At 63.4% G+C, this 17,528-nt stretch carries 14 protein-coding genes; 3 read left to right on the top strand and 11 right to left on the bottom strand.

Translation table 11 applies throughout. The annotated features are described in order from the left end of the window. Window positions 1-110: 110 nt before the first annotated feature. The 3 genes from LDL32_RS01295 to LDL32_RS01285 all read right to left on the bottom strand — a co-directional run bounded on the left by LDL32_RS01295 (window position 111) and on the right by LDL32_RS01285 (window position 4,696). Window positions 111-1,733 (bottom strand): APC family permease, encoded by a 1,623-nt coding sequence (locus LDL32_RS01295; RefSeq protein ID WP_233064018.1) that lies wholly within the window; start codon window positions 1,731-1,733, stop codon window positions 111-113. A 79-nt stretch (window positions 1,734-1,812) separates the two neighbouring features. Then, complete coding sequence (locus LDL32_RS01290) at window positions 1,813-3,390, bottom strand: aldehyde dehydrogenase (NADP(+)) (protein WP_233064017.1); 1,578 nt, start codon at window positions 3,388-3,390, stop codon at window positions 1,813-1,815. A 46-nt stretch (window positions 3,391-3,436) separates the two neighbouring features. Continuing rightward, entirely contained in the window at window positions 3,437-4,696 is a 1,260-nt protein-coding gene (locus tag LDL32_RS01285) for an FAD-binding oxidoreductase (RefSeq protein WP_233064016.1), read from the bottom strand. A gap of 76 nt (window positions 4,697-4,772) precedes the next feature. Here LDL32_RS01285 and LDL32_RS01280 point away from each other — a divergent pair, with 76 nt between their 5' ends. From LDL32_RS01280 to LDL32_RS01270, 3 genes are all read left to right on the top strand, one after another. After that, window positions 4,773-5,666, top strand: coding sequence for a dihydrodipicolinate synthase family protein (locus LDL32_RS01280; protein WP_233064015.1), 894 nt, complete (start codon window positions 4,773-4,775; stop codon window positions 5,664-5,666). Between the two features lie 124 nt (window positions 5,667-5,790). Further along, entirely contained in the window at window positions 5,791-6,789 is a 999-nt protein-coding gene (locus tag LDL32_RS01275) for a 4-hydroxyproline epimerase (protein WP_233064014.1), read from the top strand. 43 nt (window positions 6,790-6,832) lie between these two features. Further along, the gene (locus LDL32_RS01270; protein ID WP_233064012.1) at window positions 6,833-7,510 is read left to right on the top strand and encodes a GntR family transcriptional regulator; all 678 of its coding nucleotides are present in this window, start codon (window positions 6,833-6,835) and stop codon (window positions 7,508-7,510) included. Window positions 7,511-7,582: 72 nt separating this feature from the next. On the opposite strand, the gene LDL32_RS01265 is transcribed toward LDL32_RS01270, so the two are convergent. The 8 genes from LDL32_RS01265 to LDL32_RS01230 all read right to left on the bottom strand — a co-directional run bounded on the left by LDL32_RS01265 (window position 7,583) and on the right by LDL32_RS01230 (window position 17,518). Further along, window positions 7,583-8,371: an alpha/beta fold hydrolase gene (locus LDL32_RS01265; RefSeq protein WP_233064010.1), complete on the bottom strand. Its 789-nt coding sequence runs from the start codon at window positions 8,369-8,371 to the stop codon at window positions 7,583-7,585. Between the two features lie 16 nt (window positions 8,372-8,387). After that, the gene (locus tag LDL32_RS01260; protein WP_233064008.1) at window positions 8,388-9,023 is read right to left on the bottom strand and encodes an isochorismatase family protein; all 636 of its coding nucleotides are present in this window, start codon (window positions 9,021-9,023) and stop codon (window positions 8,388-8,390) included. Then, a complete protein-coding gene (locus LDL32_RS01255) occupies window positions 9,023-10,060 on the bottom strand; it encodes a 2,5-dihydroxypyridine 5,6-dioxygenase (protein WP_233064007.1) in 1,038 nt (345 codons plus the stop codon). The genes LDL32_RS01260 and LDL32_RS01255 overlap by 1 nt, the downstream gene beginning before the upstream one ends. A gap of 255 nt (window positions 10,061-10,315) precedes the next feature. After that, complete coding sequence (locus LDL32_RS01250) at window positions 10,316-13,918, bottom strand: molybdopterin cofactor-binding domain-containing protein (protein ID WP_233064006.1); 3,603 nt, start codon at window positions 13,916-13,918, stop codon at window positions 10,316-10,318. Beyond that, window positions 13,915-14,391: a (2Fe-2S)-binding protein gene (locus LDL32_RS01245; protein ID WP_233064005.1), complete on the bottom strand. Its 477-nt coding sequence runs from the start codon at window positions 14,389-14,391 to the stop codon at window positions 13,915-13,917. The genes LDL32_RS01250 and LDL32_RS01245 overlap by 4 nt, the downstream gene beginning before the upstream one ends. A gap of 19 nt (window positions 14,392-14,410) precedes the next feature. Further along, on the bottom strand, window positions 14,411-15,538 hold the full coding sequence (locus LDL32_RS01240; RefSeq protein ID WP_233064004.1) for an FAD-dependent monooxygenase: 1,128 nt from the start codon (window positions 15,536-15,538) through the stop codon (window positions 14,411-14,413). Between the two features lie 321 nt (window positions 15,539-15,859). Continuing rightward, on the bottom strand, window positions 15,860-17,023 hold the full coding sequence (locus LDL32_RS01235; protein WP_233064003.1) for a M20 aminoacylase family protein: 1,164 nt from the start codon (window positions 17,021-17,023) through the stop codon (window positions 15,860-15,862). A 3-nt stretch (window positions 17,024-17,026) separates the two neighbouring features. Continuing rightward, window positions 17,027-17,518 (bottom strand): L-2-amino-thiazoline-4-carboxylic acid hydrolase, encoded by a 492-nt coding sequence (locus LDL32_RS01230; RefSeq protein WP_233064002.1) that lies wholly within the window; start codon window positions 17,516-17,518, stop codon window positions 17,027-17,029. Window positions 17,519-17,528: the final 10 nt, after the last annotated feature.

The raw sequence follows: 17,528 nt of genomic DNA, 5'->3' as shown, positions 1-17,528 counted from the left end.
TCGTGAACAATTCAGACATGTGGATACATTGTATGCGACATTGGCACAACCTGCCCTGCCTTCGCGCTACATGCAGCGGGTCAAACGCCTTCACCGCACGTATCCGGCCATCAGGTGGAAACCGTGGGTTCGTTTGCGATGATTGCCCGGATGTCCTCCACCACTCCCGCGTCGGTCGGGGTGGAAGGCAGCTTCATGTCACGATGCGCCGTGCGCTCGCCCCATACGAAGATCACCGCGGCGAACAGCGCCACCGCCATGTCATCGAACGGCCGGGGCACGATATCGTACCCCCCCAGCGACCCGGTTGCGGACAGGACCAGCATCCCCATGAAATAGACCAGCACCCACGCGCTGCTGCGCAGGTTCTCGCGCATGGCGGCCATGTCCCGAAAGCCCTGCACGCCAAGGTAGACCAGCCCGAAAGCCAGCTGGACGGAAAGCAGCCACGACAGGGTATGCCACCCCGACCAGAACACGATCAGGCTGGCGATCATGAACGAGACCGGCCCCAGCACCCGCATGCACGACACGCGGAAAGGCCGGTGCAGGTCCGGCGCGGAACGCCGCAATGCCGCCGCCGCCACCGGCGCGAAGGCGTAGCTCATGATCAGTGCGGAAGATACGACACCGATCAGCGCTTCCCATGATGGAAAGGGCAGCATCCAGAAAACGCACAGGCCGAACGTCAGGAATGTCGCACGCCGGGGCACGTGATGCCGTGAATCAAGATGCGCGAACCACGGCAGGAACGTGCCTGAACGCGACCATGCATAGATGATGCGCGCGGTGGAGCCCATGTAGATGTTCCCGGTTCCCGTGGGGGAAATCACGGCGTCGATCACGACGGCAGAGCCAAGCCAGCCCAGCCCCAGTACCAGTGCGATGTCATGGAACGGCAGGGGCAGCACACGGTCGATGCCACTCCACCCCCTGGCCGCCAGCAGGTCGGTCGGGACGGACCCGATAAAGGCGACCTGCAGCAGGATATAGACCAGCGTTGCCAGAAGGACCGACAGCGTCAGCGCAATGGGAATGGTCCGCTGCGGGTTATCCACCTCGCTCGCGACGGCAATGATGGGAGTAAGGCCCAGATAGGCAAAAATGATGCCCCCGACGGAAACGGCGGCCTCGATGCTCTGCTGGCCAAAGGGGGCAAAGCCCCATGTGGTGAAATTGGCGGCACGCAGGTGCAGCAGCAGCATCACCGTCACCAGTACCGGCACGATGAACTTGAATACCGTGATGATGTTGTTGAACAGGGCAAATGTCTTCACGCCCGATATGTTGAGCCGGAGCATGCCCAGCAGGACCACGAACTGCGCCATCCAGCCCAGCAGCGTCGCATCGCCCGCCTTGTTGGCCGTCAGTGCCGGAAACCAGGACCCCGCATATTGCCGCGCGGCGATGATCTCGATCGAGATCAGGCTGGAATAGGCAATGACCGTAATGAACCCCAGCAGCCCGCCAAGCAGGGGGCCATGCGCATAGGCGGGATAGCGGATCATGCCGCCCGCTTCCGGCAGTGCGGCGGCCAGTTCGCAGTAAACCAGTCCCAGCAGCAGGACGGCTATCCCCCCGGCCAGCCATGACAGGATGCTGGCAGGCCCGGCAATGGCCGCCACATGCGATGCGGCAAACAGCCAGCCCGAGCCGAAAACCGCCCCGAACCCCAGCATGATGAGGTCAAGAAGCGAAAGGGAACGCGAAAATGCCGGTTGCTGCCGGGTCATGGCACATCTCTCTGGCGGAGGGGAACAGGCACGGCACGATCTGTGGCAGCCACGTCATGCCTGTCCGGTTGGAAGGGCTTCAGCGGGACTGCATCGTACCATCAACCAGGCGGCTCAGCCCCAGCGGGTTGTCACGCGCCAGTTCCGGCGGCAGCAGTACATCGGGCAGGTCCTGATAGCAGACCGGGCGCAGGAAGCGCTTGATCGCAGCCGTCCCGACCGATGTGGTGCGCGCATCCGTCGTGGCGGGGAACGGACCGCCATGCACCATGGCATGACAGACCTCGACCCCCGTGGGCCATGCATTGACCAGGATCCGGCCGGCCTTGCGTTCGAATACGGGCAGCAGGCCACGGGCGTACGCCGTATCATTTTCATCCATCTGCAGCGTAATGGTCAGCTGCCCGTCCAGGCTTTCCGTCAGGGCATGCAGTTCCGCTTCATCGGCGTAGGATACCAGCAGCGAGACCGGGCCAAAGATTTCATGGCGCATGGCCGGATCGCGCATGAAATCCTTTGCCGTGGTGCGCAGCAGCATGGGCTGCGCCCGATTGGGACCTGTTCCTTCATGCCCCACGCCGACGCGCGTCACACCCGGGCGCTGCGCCAGGGCTGCAGTGCCACTGTCATAGGCCGTGCAGATGCCCGCCGTCAGCATCACACCGGCATCGCGCGTGGCGATGGCCTGGGCTGACAGACGCACGAATTCCTCGAATGCCGCGCCCTCGGGTGCGATGATGATGCCGGGATTGGTACAGAACTGTCCCACCCCCATGGTCAGGGAAGCGACAAAACCGGTTGCAAGGCTGTCCGTGCGCGCGGCAAGGGCCTGCGGGCAGAGATAGACCGGATTGATGCTGCCCATTTCCGCAAAGACCGGGATGGGAACCGCCCGCTGTGCGGCGAGGGCCGCGATCGCCATGCCGCCGGCATAGGAACCGGTAAAGCCCACCGCCATGATGGCCGGGTGCTGCACCAGCCAGCCACCCACGTCATGGCCGGACCCGCCCAGCAGCGAGAACACGCCCTCCGGCAGGCCGCAGGCCGTGATTGCCCGACGGATTGCACGCCCGACCAGTTCACCCGTGCCGGGATGGGCCGGATGGGCGCGGCAGACCACGGGGCATCCCGCCGCCAGCGCCGAAACCGTATCCCCCCCGGCTACGGAGAAGGCGAGCGGGAAATTGCTGGCGCCAAATACCGCCACCGGCCCCACGCCAATCTGGCGCTGACGCAGGTCGGCACGCGGCATGGGCGTGCGGTCGGGCCGGGCGGGGTCGATCCGTGGTTCGCTCCATTCGCCCTGGCGCACCAGTGTCGCGAACAGACGCAGCTGCCCCATGGTGCGTCCCATCTCCCCCTTCAGCCGTGCTTCCGGCAGGGCGGTCTCCAGCCCGGCGCGGGCCACGATGGCATCGGTATCCTCGCCCAGGCAGCGGGCGATCGTGTCCAGAAAATCCGCCCGGGCGGCAAAGGACAGGGCGCGGTAGGGATCGAATGCCCCGGCGGCCAGGCGGCAGGCGGCATCCACGTCCGCCTGGGTGGCGCAGGCGAAGTCCGGTTCAAGCTGTTCGCCCGTGGCGGGGTTGACCGCACGGAAATGTTTCTCCGCCGTCACGTCGCGCGCGCCAACCAGAAGGGTGCCTGTCAACGTCATGGTCTGTTTCCTGTCCTGTTTCGTTATGATTGTGGGAAGTCCGTGCTCACGAACCGAACCGGTCGGGCCGGAATGGCCGGATCAGGCTGCCCGGCGCCGCCCCGATGGCGAGGGCTGCAACCAGTTCTCCCGTCAGGGGCGCCAGCGTCAGGCCAAGATGCTGATGCCCGCATGCCGCGATCACGCCCGGCATGCCGGGCAGCGGGCCGATGGCGGGCAGATAGTCCGGCAGTGTCGGCCGGCTGCCGATCCACCGTGAAAAGGCGGAGTGGACCGGCAGGCCGGATTCCCGCACCCGACGCTCCAGGCACGCCCATTTGCGCGGGTCCGGCGCAGCATCGGGCCGGGTGAATTCAACAAAGGTCGAAGCCCGCATGCGCGCACCAAACCGCGTCACGATATACGAATGGTCGGCAAATACCATGGGGGGAACGGCAGGCGCCCCGCCATGGTCCCATTCTATGGAATACCCCCGTTCCGCGATCAGCGGCGGGGTCCAGCCGCGCACAAGCCCGCGCGTGCCGATACCGGCAGCCAGGACGACGATATCGGATGCGCGACGTGTTCCGTCCGCCAGACATGCAACCGGACCCGCCGCTGTCGACATGACCTCCGCCACACGTGCGGACAGGATTTCACACCCTGCATCGGCAGACAGATGCGCACGCAACGCCTCCAGCACCCTGCCCGGCGCCGCGACCTGCCCCGTACCGGAAAAGACCAGCCCCCCGCGTGGCGCGGCCCCCAGCAGGCCCGATAGCGCATCGCGTTCGCCCGCCGTCATGGGGCGTGCGGTGGCCGTGCCCATGTCATCTTGCATGATGGCGCGCATGGCGGCAGCCGGATCGTCCTGTCCCTGCCACACCATGAGGTGGCCGCCTTCGATCAGCAGGTCTTGCGCGCCGATATCCGCCACCATCCGCCGCCACGCGGGCAGCGCGTCAGCCAGCACCCTGCGCAGCGCCGCCTGGCCACGCCGCGCCATGGCAGGCGTGCACGCGTGCAGGTAACGCAGGCACCATGGCAGCCATGTGCCCGGATAGCGCCAGCCGATATCCAGCGCGCCGCCCGTCAGCGCGAACATGCGCCGGGGTGCGGACAGTACCATCCGCGGCGTGGCCAGCGGCATGACCTGTTCCGTTGCGATATGCCCGGCATTGCCCCAGGATGCGGCGTCCGTCGGCGCGCCATCATTGATGATGCAGACCCTAATCCCCCGGCTGCGCAGGCGCAGGGCGCAGGCCAGACCGACAACCCCGCCCCCGACCACGACGGCGGATGAAGCACGACCGGAATTCGGGACCATAGAGCTGTTTTCATCCTTTCCAAATCATTTAGTATACGATAAACGAAATGAGACCGAAATCAAGAGGAGACTTTCCATGCAGTGGACGGGCGTTTTTCCTGCAGCGACAACACAGTTTGCGGATGATCTGTCGATCGACTTCGCCGCGACACAGAAAGTTCTGGACAACCTGATCGAAGATGGCGTGCATGGCCTGACGATCATGGGTACATGTGGTGAAAACAATTCACTGGAACCCGAAGAAAAACTCAAGCTTCTTGCCGCCGCGTGCGAAACGGCCAAGGGCCGCGTGCCTGTTATTGTCGGCGTGTCGGAACTGACCACGCCGCGTGCCGTCCGCTTCGCGATCGAAGCCGAACGGATCGGCGCCGATGCGCTGATGGTCCTGCCTGCCATGGTGTATGTGCCCAAGGAACTGGAACTGGTCACGCATCTCAAATCCGTGGCAACGGCGACCGACCTGCCGATCATGCTGTACAACAATCCCACCGCCTACCGCGTGAACATGAGCATGGACGTGCTGCGCGAACTGACGGACATGGAAACCATTGTCGCGCTGAAGGAAAGCTCGGCCGATACGCGTCGCTATACCGACGTCGTCAACGAATTCGGGGACCGCTACATCATGATGGCGGGCCTAGACGACGTGGCCTTCGAAGGGCTGCTGCTGGGGGCCGCGGGCTGGATTTCCGGCCTGACCAGTGCGTTCCCGCAGGAATCGGTGGAACTGGTGGAGGCCCTTCAGAAGGGTGACATTGCCCGCGCACGCGAGATCTATCGCTGGTTCATGCCGCTGCTGCATCTGGATGCGGACCATGACCTGGTCCAGACAATCAAGCTGGCCGAGCAGATCATGGGCCGTGGCAACGAGCGTGTGCGCATGCCCCGCATGGTGCTGGAAGGCGCGCGCCGCGCCGAAGTGACCGCCATGGTTGAAAAAGCGGCGGCAACCCGCCCCAGCGCCCGCTGAAGCGACGGGCCGCAGGCCCGCATACCCGCCAGGCAGGCCCCGTGCCGGACGCATCGCGCCGTATCCGGCACGGGCCGCATGGCCGCGTGAACGATATCTTGATCATGGCAACAGGGGAGTGACGATGCGTCACACGTTTTTCTGTATTGATGGCCATACGGCAGGCAACCCCGTACGTCTGGTCGCGGGTGGCGCGCCCCTGCTGCGTGGCGCGAACATGAGCGAACGGCGGCAGGATTTCCTGGCGCGCTTCGACTGGATCCGCACCGGCCTGTGCTTCGAGCCACGCGGGCATGACATGATGTCTGGCGGGTTCCTCTATCCACCGACGCAGCCCGACACGGATGGTGGCATCCTGTTCATCGAAACCAGCGGCTGCCTGCCCATGTGCGGCCATGGCACGATCGGCATGGTCACGTTCGCGCTGGAAAACGGCCTGCTGACCCCGCGGGAAGAAGGGCGGCTGCGGCTGGAAGTCCCGGCAGGGATCATCGAGATCGCATATGCCAGCAAGGGCAACCGTGTCACCTCCGTCACCATTCGCAACGTACCCGCGTGGGTTGCCAAAACCGGCATCACCATTGATGTCCCGGATTTTGGCCCGCTTACGGTCGATGTGTCCTATGGTGGCAACTTCTATGCCATCGTCGAGCCGCAGGGCAATTACCGCTCGCTTGACGATCTGGGGGCGAAGCGCATTCTCGAACTCAGCCCCGTCATCCGCAGGCTGGTGCGTGAAGCCTATACCCCGGTGCACCCGCTGGATGACCGAATCAACGGCGTAAGCCACGTGCTCTGGGCGGAACCGGGTGAAAACCCCGCCACACAGGGGCGCAACGCCGTATTCTACGGTGACAAGGCGATTGACCGCAGCCCCTGCGGCACCGGCACGTCGGCCCGGCTGGCGCATCTGTGGCACAAGGGCATCATCGGCACCGGCCAGCCCTTCATTCATGAAAGCTATATCCATAGCCGCTTTACCGGGCAGATCGAACGTGAAACCACGGTAGGCAACCATCCTGCCATTGTGCCACTTATTACGGGAACCGCCATTTCCACCGGGTTCAACACCATCTGGATTGACCGCGAAGATGTTTTCCACGACGGCTTCCAGGTAACCTGATATGCTTGTGGACCCAGTTTTCCATCATGGAGGCCCCTGACGCATGGGCAGCATACGTGCCAGATCATCCCTCCAGATACGGACCCTTGCGGACCAGCTTTATCATCTCATCCGCGAGCGCATCCTCAAGGGCATACTGGAAGAGGGTGAACCGGTACGGCAGGATACGATTGCGGCCGAACTGGGGATCAGCAAGATCCCGCTGCGCGAGGCCCTTGCACGGCTTGAACAGGATGGCCTGGTCAGATCCCATCCCAATCGCGGCTTCATGGTCAATCCGCTGAGTGCTGAGGAAGCGGATGAGGTTTTCCACCTGCGCCTCCAGCTCGAACCCGGGGCGACAGCCGCCGGCTGCGCCGCGGCCGGCACAGCCGATCACGTTGCGGCACGCAGGGCGTTCGATGCCCTGTGTTCATGCGGCATGCAGGATGATGCCGACTGGGGGGAATGCAACCGCGCCTTCCACATGGCGCTGATCCGCCCGGCCTCGGGCAATCTGACATACACCATGATCGAACGGCTGAATGTCATTGCCGACCGCTATGTCCGCTTTCATCTCGGCCCTCAGGGACGGCCCGAGCGCGCCAACATCCAGCATGAGGATATCCTCAGGGCCTGGCTGGCAGGCGATTCCGACACGGTCCTGAACATGGTGCGTGACCATATCCGTGAAACACACGATGACCTGCGCAAGGAACTGCCCGCCATTACCGCCGACTGAGCACGTGCACCGGGCGGGCACGGACGCCACACCCCGCATTGGCATGCGGGGTGCGGGCCTGCGGGAATACCGTTACAATACGGCTTCAACAAATCCGGGCAGGTTGTCCCACGGGATCATGTGGCCTGCGTCGGGTACGTGGACGATCTCGATCGCGGGATTGAGGGATTTGATTTCAGTCTCGTCCTCCGCCTGGATCACCCCCCCACGGGTAGCGACAACAAGACGGGCCGGTACCTTGAGATGGGGAAGATCCTGATGGATATCCTCGGTATGGAATCTCTCGAACGAGATGCGCGTGGCCAGCTCATCGCAGGTATGCAGCCATTCGGCCCGCAGTTCCAGCTGTTCCTGCGTCCATGTCGGGCAGAAACGGCGCATGTCTTCCGCCGTCATGCCCTTGCGGGCAAGATGGATTGATTCCGTGTACCATTCCAGACGGGAGGGATAGGCCCTGCGCCCCGGCCCGCTGACAGGCGGGTCCACCAGCACCAGCCGGGCCAGGGATGCATCATTGATCCGCCCGGCGCGGATCGCGATCCGTGCCCCCATGGAATGCCCGAGAAGCGTGACATCCTTCAGGCCAAGCGTATCGATCAGCCCCCTTACATCCGCCGCATAGCTGTCCAGATCATAATCCAGGTCCGGCCCGGTGGCGGACAGGCCGCGCCCACGCACATCCAGCACATATACATCATGTTTCTCGGCCAGGCGCTCGGCAACAAAACCCCATGTAATGGCGGGGCTGGTAATGCCGGGCACCAGCACCAGCGGCGTACCCTTGCCACCATAGCGCAGATAATGCTGGCGGATGCCGTTGGCGTGGACATTCGCCCCGTAAAGCAGGCTGGTATCAGTCATGATATTCCCTTGGTTTTCAGGTATTGGGCAGGCGGGAGAGAAGCGTGTCGAGATCGATCACATCCCCGCATTTCTGCGCCATGTCGAACAGGTTGGCTTCATGCGGGCCGATGGCCCGGTCCCCCACGCAATCCGAAATGACGATGGGCCGGAAGCCGTTCTGCATGGCGTCCAGCACGCTGGCACGCACACAGCCCGAGGTCACGCACCCCGCCACCACCAGTGTCTGGATGCCGTGCGAGACAAGCCACGCAGCCAAGGGCGTGCCGGCAAATGCCGATGGCGCGGTCTTGCGCACCACATATTCACCCGGCATGGGCTCCAGTTCGGGCACGATGGCGGATGCCGGATTGGTTTCCGTCAGCCCCAGCATGGTCGGGACCTTGAGCGAGAAGATGTTGGCATCCGAACCGTCATCGGCAAAGACGATGCGGGTATGGGCCACCTTCCATCCAAGCTGGCGGGCACGCGCCAGCAATGTGCGGGTGCGGGCAATGGCCTGCGGTATGTTCCCGCCACCAAAAGCATCCGGGTCGGCAAAACCGTTTACAAAATCGATGATCAGCAGGCCGGTCCTGCCCACCATGCCCATCTCGTTGCCAAAGCCCTGGCGGCGATAGCGTTCTTCGTCCCGACCGGTCTCGTCAGTCATCATACGTCCTCCTGAAGCTGTCCATCCTTCACCACCGGCACACCATCCAGCATGACCGTGCAGCCGCGCATGGGAATATCGATATGGCAGGCGGTATCACGCGTGCCGCCGGCCTCGTTGTTCGGTCCTGTCGACCACAGGAAATTCCCCGCGCAGGCACGCGGGTCCATGCCGATGCTGGCTTCACGGTCATAAAAACCCATGACCGACCAGTGGGCACGATGCTGCAGGCCCCAGCCGATATGCGAGACCGCGTACACCTCCGGGTCATTGAAGCTGTCCATGTAGTCGCGCAGGTGATCCGCCTCGAACCCGCCCTCGATCGCACGGACATAGCCTTTTTCAAGGTGACAGGTCACCGGCGCGGTCAGGTAATTTTTCTGCGGCAGCAGGATATCGCCCGGCGCCAGCACGATCGTGCCCTCTGCCGAGCCTTCGTTGGACCATGTGGCCAGGAAGCCGCTGGGCCAGTGGTCCCACCGGCCCGGCCGGTCGACAAAGCCGTATTCCTCTAGCATCGGGTAATCTCCCAGCGCAAAGGATGCATCCGTCCCGGCGTGCGATGTCACGCGCATGACCTTTGCCGCCTGCAGCTTGCGGGAAGCCGCCAGTACCCGCTCGCGGTCCTGTGCCGTGGGCGTCATGCGCACCAGCACCTCGGGCGGTTCCACCGCCAGCAGGATGCGCCCGCCGGCGGCCAGTATCTCATGCTGTTCCGCCGAGAACAGCAGAGTCATGAGATCAAGGACCATGTCACTGGCCTTGAGCATCTCGACCGCCGCACGGTTGTTCGTCAGCGGCGTGGTGCCGACAAATGCCAGCGGGTCGCGGGAGAACGAAGCCGCGCCGTTGACAGGCTGCAGGTCAAGGCGGTTGGCGATCGCGCCCTTTTCCTGGACGGCAATGATGGCGCAGCGCAATGTCTGCTCATTGGTGCCCTGCGAGGTCAGGAGTGCGACGGACTGACCGGCCGCAAGCCCGGAAAGATCAAGGACCTGTCGCCAGGACTGGATGAGTTCAAAGTCACTTACGGGCATGGGATGCCATCCTCACTTCTGTTCCGGATGAAAAAATCTGGTCGGGCACGACCGCCGCAGGCATTGCGGCAGCATGAGCGGCCCGGTCATCGGCCCCTGTCCGGCCCACCGGGCTGCCATTGTACGGCCGGATGCCGGGGGACCATGAAAAAGGCGGAAACACAGGCCGGATATGCACGGCCACATCAGGATATCCATCAGACGCGACCGCGTCATCACGGCATACGCGCCGCCATGGGGCGAACCTGTTGACCATCAGTGCCCTACCGCGCCCTGCGCGCGGATCCTGGCGATGGCGGCTTCCAGATCCGTCCATGCGGGTTTGCCCGCCGCGACCGTATCACGCAGATAGCCGATCAGTTGCGCAAGCTGCCTGTCTGACATCAGGTTCCGGTACGCGGGCATGACGGTCTGCGCCGAATGGACCGGCGCGGGCACGCCATCAAGCAGGATACGGATCAGGTTATCGGGGCTGTCCGCCCATATGTTGCTGTTCAGCGCCAGTTGTGGCCGGGTGCCGAACAGATGCGCGCCCTCCCCTTCATGGCAGGCGGCGCAGGCGCCCTGGTACAGCCGTGCCCCCTCGCCCCGCGTAACGTCCTGCCGCTCACGCGTCTGGGCAAGAACCGCCTCCCGCCGTGTCTGTACTGCCTGATCCGCCTCACGCGTGTCAAACGAGGCCACATAATGCGCGATGGCCTTCACATCATCATCCGGCAGGGCCGTCATGGCATGCACGACCGGGGCCATGGGGCCGCCAGCAGGACCGTGATTGCGGCTGTATCCGGTGCGGAGATAGTCGTACAGATCCGCCTCGCTCCACGGTAGCGGGGATGTGGACAGGGCCGACAGGGCAGGTGCCGTCCAGCCTTCCGCCTCCCCGCCCGCAAGATAGCTTTTCCGCCACCGTTCCGCCCCCAGCGCGTTACGCGGGGAATGACAGGCCGAACAGTGCCCCAGCCCTTCGACCAGGTAGGCCCCGCGGTTCCACTGTGCTGAACGGGCGGGATCGGGGGTAAAGGGTGCCGGGTCATGGAACATGGTATTCCAGCCAGCCAGGGTGAAACGCAGGTTGTAGGGGAATTTCAGCCGGGTCTGCGGTATCTCGTTACGGACCGGCTTCTGGGACATGATATAGGCGTACAGCGCCTGCATGTCGTTCTCGCTGGTCTTGGCAAATGCGGTGTAGGGAAAGGCGGGATAGAGATGATGCCCGTCGCGGCTGATCCCGTGGCGCATGGCACGGGCAAAGGCTTCATAAGACCACCGTCCCAGCCCGGTTTCCGGGTCCGGTGTCAGATTGGTGGTATGGATGATGCCAAAAGGTGTCTCCAGCGCAAAACCACCGGCATTGGTCACCCCGCCGGGCGCCGTATGACACACCGCGCAGTCGCCCGCGGCGGCAACCTGCGCGCCCCTGGCCACCGCAGCGCTGGAAAACAGCGCCGGATCAGGTGGCTCGACCGGGGCAATGGCCGGACGCCATGGGGAAAGGGTTGCCAGTGCGCCCCCCGCAGCGGCAAAAGCCACGGCAAGACCGCCCGTGCGCATCCTGTTCCACCAGCCGTTCCCTGCCATGGCGGGTCTGGGTGCCTCGCCACGCGCATGCAGCGCGGGTAGTGGCTGGCGGCTTCCGGCCTGCACCGGGCCAAGCGCTTCATCCAGGCGGGCCTTGACTTTTTCAGGCGTGAAGGGAACGTCCCGAAAACGCACGCCGGTTGCATCATACAGCGCATTGGCAATGGCGGCGGCACTTGGCACGGATGTTGATTCACCCGCCCCCATGGGGGGCTGGTCGTCGCGCTTCATCAGCACGGGGTCGATTTCGGGAATGTCGGGGAAGGTGATCAGCGGATAGCCGCCCCACTCCCTGCTCTCCACGCCCTGTCCGTCAAAACGTACCTCCTCGGTCAGGGCACGGCTGGTGGACTGGATGACGTTGCCATGAAGCTGGTGGCGCACACCGGCGGGATTGATCATAAGCCCCGCGTCCTGTCCCACCACCGCGCGGGTGACCGTTACAAGACCGGTCAGGCGGTCCACTTCCACATCGGCAATCCATGCCGACCATGCCGCCGGCATGCCGGGAAAGGTGCCATGTACATATTGGGCATAGGCCGCCCCCCGCCCGCGCAGCACGCGCGCGGACAGGTCCGGCGAGACCGGCCCGCTGCGCGTGACCCAGCCGGCACGATCGGCCGTGGCGCGCAGCAGTTCCGCCGCGCGCTGGTCAGGCAGGTGACGCAGGCGGTATTCGATCGGGTCGACACCCGCCTGTGCCGCCAGTTCATCGATATAGCTGTCATGCGCGAAGCTGTTGGGCATGGCGGACACGCCGCGGAACCATGAGGCCCGGGCAATCGGTGGCATGTCCTTTACCGTTATGCGCGCATTGGCATAGTCGTAAGGCGGAATGGAGGTACGGTCCCCCATCTGGGCAACGGGTGGCACCGCCGCCGGCACGATACCCGTCAGGACCAGCGCCAGCAGGGGGGAGACATTGGACGGATAGCTGGTATCCAGGTCATAGGCCACCGGATTACCCTGGCCGTCCAGCCCGCCACGGATGCTGATGAGCTGGGCGGCACCCTTGGGCTCCCATACGTGTTCCTGCTCACGCGAGAGCTGGACACGGACCGGACGCCCGACCGCGCGCGCCAGAAGGGCGGCATCCCCCCCTACGTCATCCGCGCAGTTGCGCCCGTAACAGCCCGCGGCTTCATGCCGGATGACATGGATATCGGCAATGGACATCCCCATCAGCACGGCCAGGTCCGCGCGCAGCATGTGCGGGTTCTGGGTGCCGGACCATACGGTCAGCTGTCCATCCACCCACCGGGCCACCGAACAGGATGGCCCGATGGAGCCATGCATCTGGTAGGGCCAGTGGTATTCCCGGTCCAGCCGGTGGGCAAGCGTGTCCAGTTCCGCATCCACCTGCCCGCGGTCCAGCACCACACGGGGTTCATACGGATTGGAGCGTATCGCCTCCATCGGGTCGGACAGGTCCGGCAGGGCCACAGGCGCCCATTCCACCTTCAGCCGGCTGGCGGCCTCGACCGCCTGCTCCTCCCGCTCTGCCACGACACCGACAAAATCCCCGATGACAACAACATCCACCACGCCGGGGATATCCGCCACCGATGCCCGGTCAACCGACAGGAGCGAACGGGCCACGAACGGACCATGGTCGTACCCGTCATAGGGGGGCCTGACGACACGGGCATGCAGCATGCCCTCCACCCGGACATCATGTACGTAAACCGCCTGTCCCGTTACCTTGTCGGGAATATCCACGCGGGGCATTTCCGAACCCACAACACGGTATTCGGATGGTTTCTTGACCAGAACCGTCTCATCCAGCAGGACGCGGGTTTCCACACCCGCCACCAGGTCGCCCAGTGTCATGGGCCCGCGCGCCAGCGAAGGCTCACAGACCAGTTCGCCATCCCGGAATGAAAGATCCTCCACCGGTCGCTGGGTCAGTTCCGCCGCGCGTTCAAGCAGCAGGCGTCGCGCCTGCGCGGCCGCCTTGCGCAGCGGCCGGGATGTAACCTGTATCGTCTCGCTGGCAATGGTCGCACCCTGGTCCGGCGTCTCGTCGGTATGGCCCAGGACCATGCGCACCTGCCCCGGTCGCGCATCCAGTTCGTCGGCAATGATCTGCGCCAGAGAGGTGGCGATGCCGGTGCCCAGGTCGACATGCCCGCAGAAGGCCCGGACCTGGCTGTCCGCGCCAATTTCCACAAGCGTTTCATCCCGCGCGATGAATTCGCCACGTGCGGCCAGCCCCTTGGGCGGAAGTGCCGCGCGGTAGATGCGTAGCCAGCCCGTACGGGTGGAAGATGGCGTGCTCATGTCGGCGTCCCGTTTTCCAGGCCCGCGGCAATACGCGCCGCCCGCATGATCTCCACATGCGTGCCGCAGCGGCACAGATTGTAGCGCAATGCTTCCTTCAGTGCCTTTTCATCCGGGTTGGGTGTCACATTCAGGAAGGCGCGCAGCGTCATGACCATGCCATTCAGGCAGTAGCCGCACTGCGCAGCCTGCGCCGTGACAAAGGCCTGCTGCACCGGGTCCAGCCCGTCACCGGCCAGACCCTCCAGCGTTGTAATGGCGTATCGTGACGCCGTATCGACACGCATGACGCAGCTTCTCGCCGCCCTGCCATCCAGCAGGACCGTGCAGGCCCCGCACTCTCCCAGTCCACAGCCATATTTCGGGCCATTCAGACCAAGGTCGTTACGCAGCACCGCAAGCAGGGGCGTATCGGCCGCCGCCCTTACCTCATGCCGGCGGCCGTTGACTGTTAGAAAGAAGCTGACCGCCATTGCAGTCCCCCGGGTTCAATCAGGCATCGATCTCGAGATCGTAGACATTGTCGCCGTAGCACCAGTACGGATCTTCAGGCTGGCGCAGCCACGTATTGGCGTTGGAAATCGACTGGACCTTTGTCGCGCGTTCCCGGCGCGCATTACAGTAGGCCCGGAATGTCCGGACCGGATCCTTCGTGCCCAGCAGTTCCATGCAGCGTGTCAGCACGGCGGCATCTTCCACCGCCATCGCGGCACCCTGTGCCATATGCGGCTTCATGGGGTGGCAGGAATCACCCAGCAGCACCACGCGCCCCTCATACCACTGCGGCAGCGGCGCGCGTGTCTTGAGCGGCCATTTGGTCACGACGTCCGTCGCGTCGATATATCCCTGCACAAGCGGGTGGAAACCCTTGAACGCCGCCTTGAATTCCGCCCGCGTGCTGGGCATCTGCCCTGCGGGACTGGTCCATTCGCCCGGCTCGCCCGTCACGAGATAGAACTCGTCCTCATTGCGGTCGAGATAGTAGCACACGATATGACGGTCATCGGACCACCACTTCGCGTTTACATCAGCCCCCAGTTCCTTTGCCACGGCGCCGGGAATGATGGCGCGGTGGGCAAGCCAGCCGGTATAGATGGCTTCGTCTTTGCCGAATATCTTCTCGCGCACCACCGAATTGATGCCGTCGGCCCCCACCAGGATGTCTACCGTCTCGCGCGCGCCATTTTCAAACTGCAGCGTGACGTCGCGGCCATTGTCCTGGAAATCGACCAGCTTGTGCCCCCAGCGGACCCGCGCGGGCTCCACACAGTCGAGCATGAGCTGGTGCAGGTCGCCACGATGGATGGTGATATAGGGCGCGCCATAACGATCATGCTCGGCGTTGAGCGGGATTTTGGCCATGACGGTGCCGTCATCCCACTTCCGGCTGACCCAGTAATCAGGCAGGCAGGAAATGGCTTCCAGCTTCTTGTCCAGCCCGTCCAGATGGCTGAGTATCTTGAGTACATTGGGACCAAACTGGATACCCGCGCCAAGGCGCGAGAAACCGGGGGCCTGATCAAACAGGATGACATCAAACCCCGCGCGCTGGAGCAGACCAGCTGCCGCAACACCCCCAAGCCCGGCCCCTGCAATGCCGACACGAACTCCATTCGCCACGTTCAAACTCCTTAATTCCACGCCATTCCGCCCCGCCGAACGGCTCCCGTCATCAAACAATGACGTATACGCGATATATGCAGACTTCTGGGGTTGGGCCGCGATGTCAAGAAATTTATTTCGATGACGGAGATATCATCGCGGCCGCGAAAGGCACCCCTCCCCTGATGCCCGCCCCCTGAAAAACCATTCGGCGAACCGGGCCCGGGGCATTCTGCACATTATGGGAAAGCGTGGTGAATATCTTTGCCAGCGCGCATCCTGTTGTAAAAATCATCCTTCAGGAACAAGGGGTTGCCATGACAGCCCCTGTGCACACGCCTAACGGGCTGACAGGGCCATTTCCGCTACACGGGCCAGGGTGGCGACACCATAGACCAGTGCTCCATCATTGAAATTATATTCCGGGTGATGCAGCATTTCCGAATTGCCGTTCCCTAGGAACATATAGGCCCCCGGCACCTGATCCAGCATGTAGCTGAAATCTTCCGATGCCATGACCGCCTGCGCATTGCGATCCACATTCCCGACACCACAGGCTTCCTCTGCCGCACTGGCCATCATGTCCGTGCAGAGCGGATCATTCATCGTGGGCAGGAATTCCACGGGGTAACGGATCTCTGCCGAGGCACCGAAAGCCGTCGCCACGCCAGCGGCAATAGCCTGCATGCGTTCACGCATTTCACGCAGTACCGCCATGTCAAAGCAGCGGAATGTCCCGCCAATGACCACACAGTCGGGAATGATGTTATAGGCATGCCCCCCGTCAATTCGGGTCACGCTGACCACGGCTTCCTTGCCGGTGGTGATATTGCGCGACGTGATGGACTGCAGCGCCGTGACAATATGGCAGGCTGTCAGCATCGGGTCGATCGCGCGGTCCGGACGCGCCGCATGGGACCCCACGCCCCTGACGACAATTTCAAAAAAACCGCCCCCCGCCATGACCGCGCCGCGATTGATGGCGCTTTTGCCAACATCAATGCCCGGCCAGTTATGGATGCCGAAAATACGGTCACAGGGGAACCTGTCGAACAGGCCATCACGGATCATGGCGACCGCGCCCGTGCTGCCTTCTTCCGCCGGCTGGAAAATGAAATTCACGGTTCCGTCGAACTGACGGGTTTCCGCCAGGTATCTGGCCGCACCCAGCAGCATGGTGGTATGGCCATCATGCCCGCAGGCATGCATGCGGCCGGCATTCCGGCTTTTGTAGGGAACATGGCCCAGTTCATCCATGGGCAGCGCATCCATATCCGCACGCAGCCCGACGGAGGACGCGGAAGAACCGTTCTTCAGCACCCCCACGAGACCCGTCTCGCCCCCGATGCCCCTGTGGACCGTGATACCCCACTCCCCCAGCAACTTGGCGATGATGTCGGATGTCCGGAACTCCTCCATGCCGAGTTCGGGATATTCATGGAAGTCGTGGCGGATGGACGCCAGATCATTTCGATAGGATTTTATCTGTTCAGGGACTGCCATTTTTCATCGACCTGAATTCGTTTTGTCATCAGCCGGTATCTCATAATGGAAATCGCAGTATTCCGCGCCTTCCATTATGGTCTGCGTGCGTTCAAACACGATGGCGGGGTTGAACCCTTCGCAGAACGTGCCATCACGGTTGCACGACAGGATCGCGCCAATCTCGCCCAGCCCCATCTCACGATACAGCTCCGCGTAACGGCAGCGCCGGACATTGAAATCAAGCCGGGCAGGCGTGGCGTCAAGCACCTCGATCGTCAGCGCGTCATCCGCTGTCCAGAATTTCAGGATATCGGCAAAATCCAGCAGGTCGGGCATATGGTCGAAACGGGCCCGCATGGCTTCTCCCTGCTCTATGGCGGAGCGGGTCACCGCCCTGCGTATGGTTTCGGCCGCCATGGCCTGCCCATGGCTTTCCACCAGCACATCATAGACGTGCTTGAGTATGCTGGCTTCGATCCGGCGTTGCTGGATAATGGGCAGCGTAGTGGTCACGGTATGCTTT

It is taken from the genome of Komagataeibacter sp. FNDCF1 (assembly GCF_021295335.1).
GTDB lineage: Bacteria > Pseudomonadota > Alphaproteobacteria > Acetobacterales > Acetobacteraceae > Komagataeibacter.
This window is presented reverse-complemented; position numbering and strand designations above follow the sequence as displayed.

What these genes read in the sequence shown, in the direction of transcription:
- LDL32_RS01270 (WP_233064012.1), top strand. Translation starts at nt 6,833, where the DNA reads ATGGGCAGCATACGTGCCAGATCATCCCTCCAGATACGGACCCTTGCG.
- LDL32_RS01260 (WP_233064008.1), bottom strand. Translation starts at nt 9,023, where the DNA reads ATGACTGACGAGACCGGTCGGGACGAAGAACGCTATCGCCGCCAGGGC.
- LDL32_RS01245 (WP_233064005.1), bottom strand. Translation starts at nt 14,391, where the DNA reads ATGGCGGTCAGCTTCTTTCTAACAGTCAACGGCCGCCGGCATGAGGTA.
- LDL32_RS01295 (WP_233064018.1), bottom strand. Translation starts at nt 1,733, where the DNA reads ATGACCCGGCAGCAACCGGCATTTTCGCGTTCCCTTTCGCTTCTTGAC.
- LDL32_RS01280 (WP_233064015.1), top strand. Translation starts at nt 4,773, where the DNA reads ATGCAGTGGACGGGCGTTTTTCCTGCAGCGACAACACAGTTTGCGGAT.
- LDL32_RS01250 (WP_233064006.1), bottom strand. Translation starts at nt 13,918, where the DNA reads ATGAGCACGCCATCTTCCACCCGTACGGGCTGGCTACGCATCTACCGC.
- LDL32_RS01235 (WP_233064003.1), bottom strand. Translation starts at nt 17,023, where the DNA reads ATGGCAGTCCCTGAACAGATAAAATCCTATCGAAATGATCTGGCGTCC.
- LDL32_RS01285 (WP_233064016.1), bottom strand. Translation starts at nt 4,696, where the DNA reads ATGGTCCCGAATTCCGGTCGTGCTTCATCCGCCGTCGTGGTCGGGGGC.
- LDL32_RS01275 (WP_233064014.1), top strand. Translation starts at nt 5,791, where the DNA reads ATGCGTCACACGTTTTTCTGTATTGATGGCCATACGGCAGGCAACCCC.
- LDL32_RS01290 (WP_233064017.1), bottom strand. Translation starts at nt 3,390, where the DNA reads ATGACGTTGACAGGCACCCTTCTGGTTGGCGCGCGCGACGTGACGGCG.
- LDL32_RS01255 (WP_233064007.1), bottom strand. Translation starts at nt 10,060, where the DNA reads ATGCCCGTAAGTGACTTTGAACTCATCCAGTCCTGGCGACAGGTCCTT.
- LDL32_RS01265 (WP_233064010.1), bottom strand. Translation starts at nt 8,371, where the DNA reads ATGACTGATACCAGCCTGCTTTACGGGGCGAATGTCCACGCCAACGGC.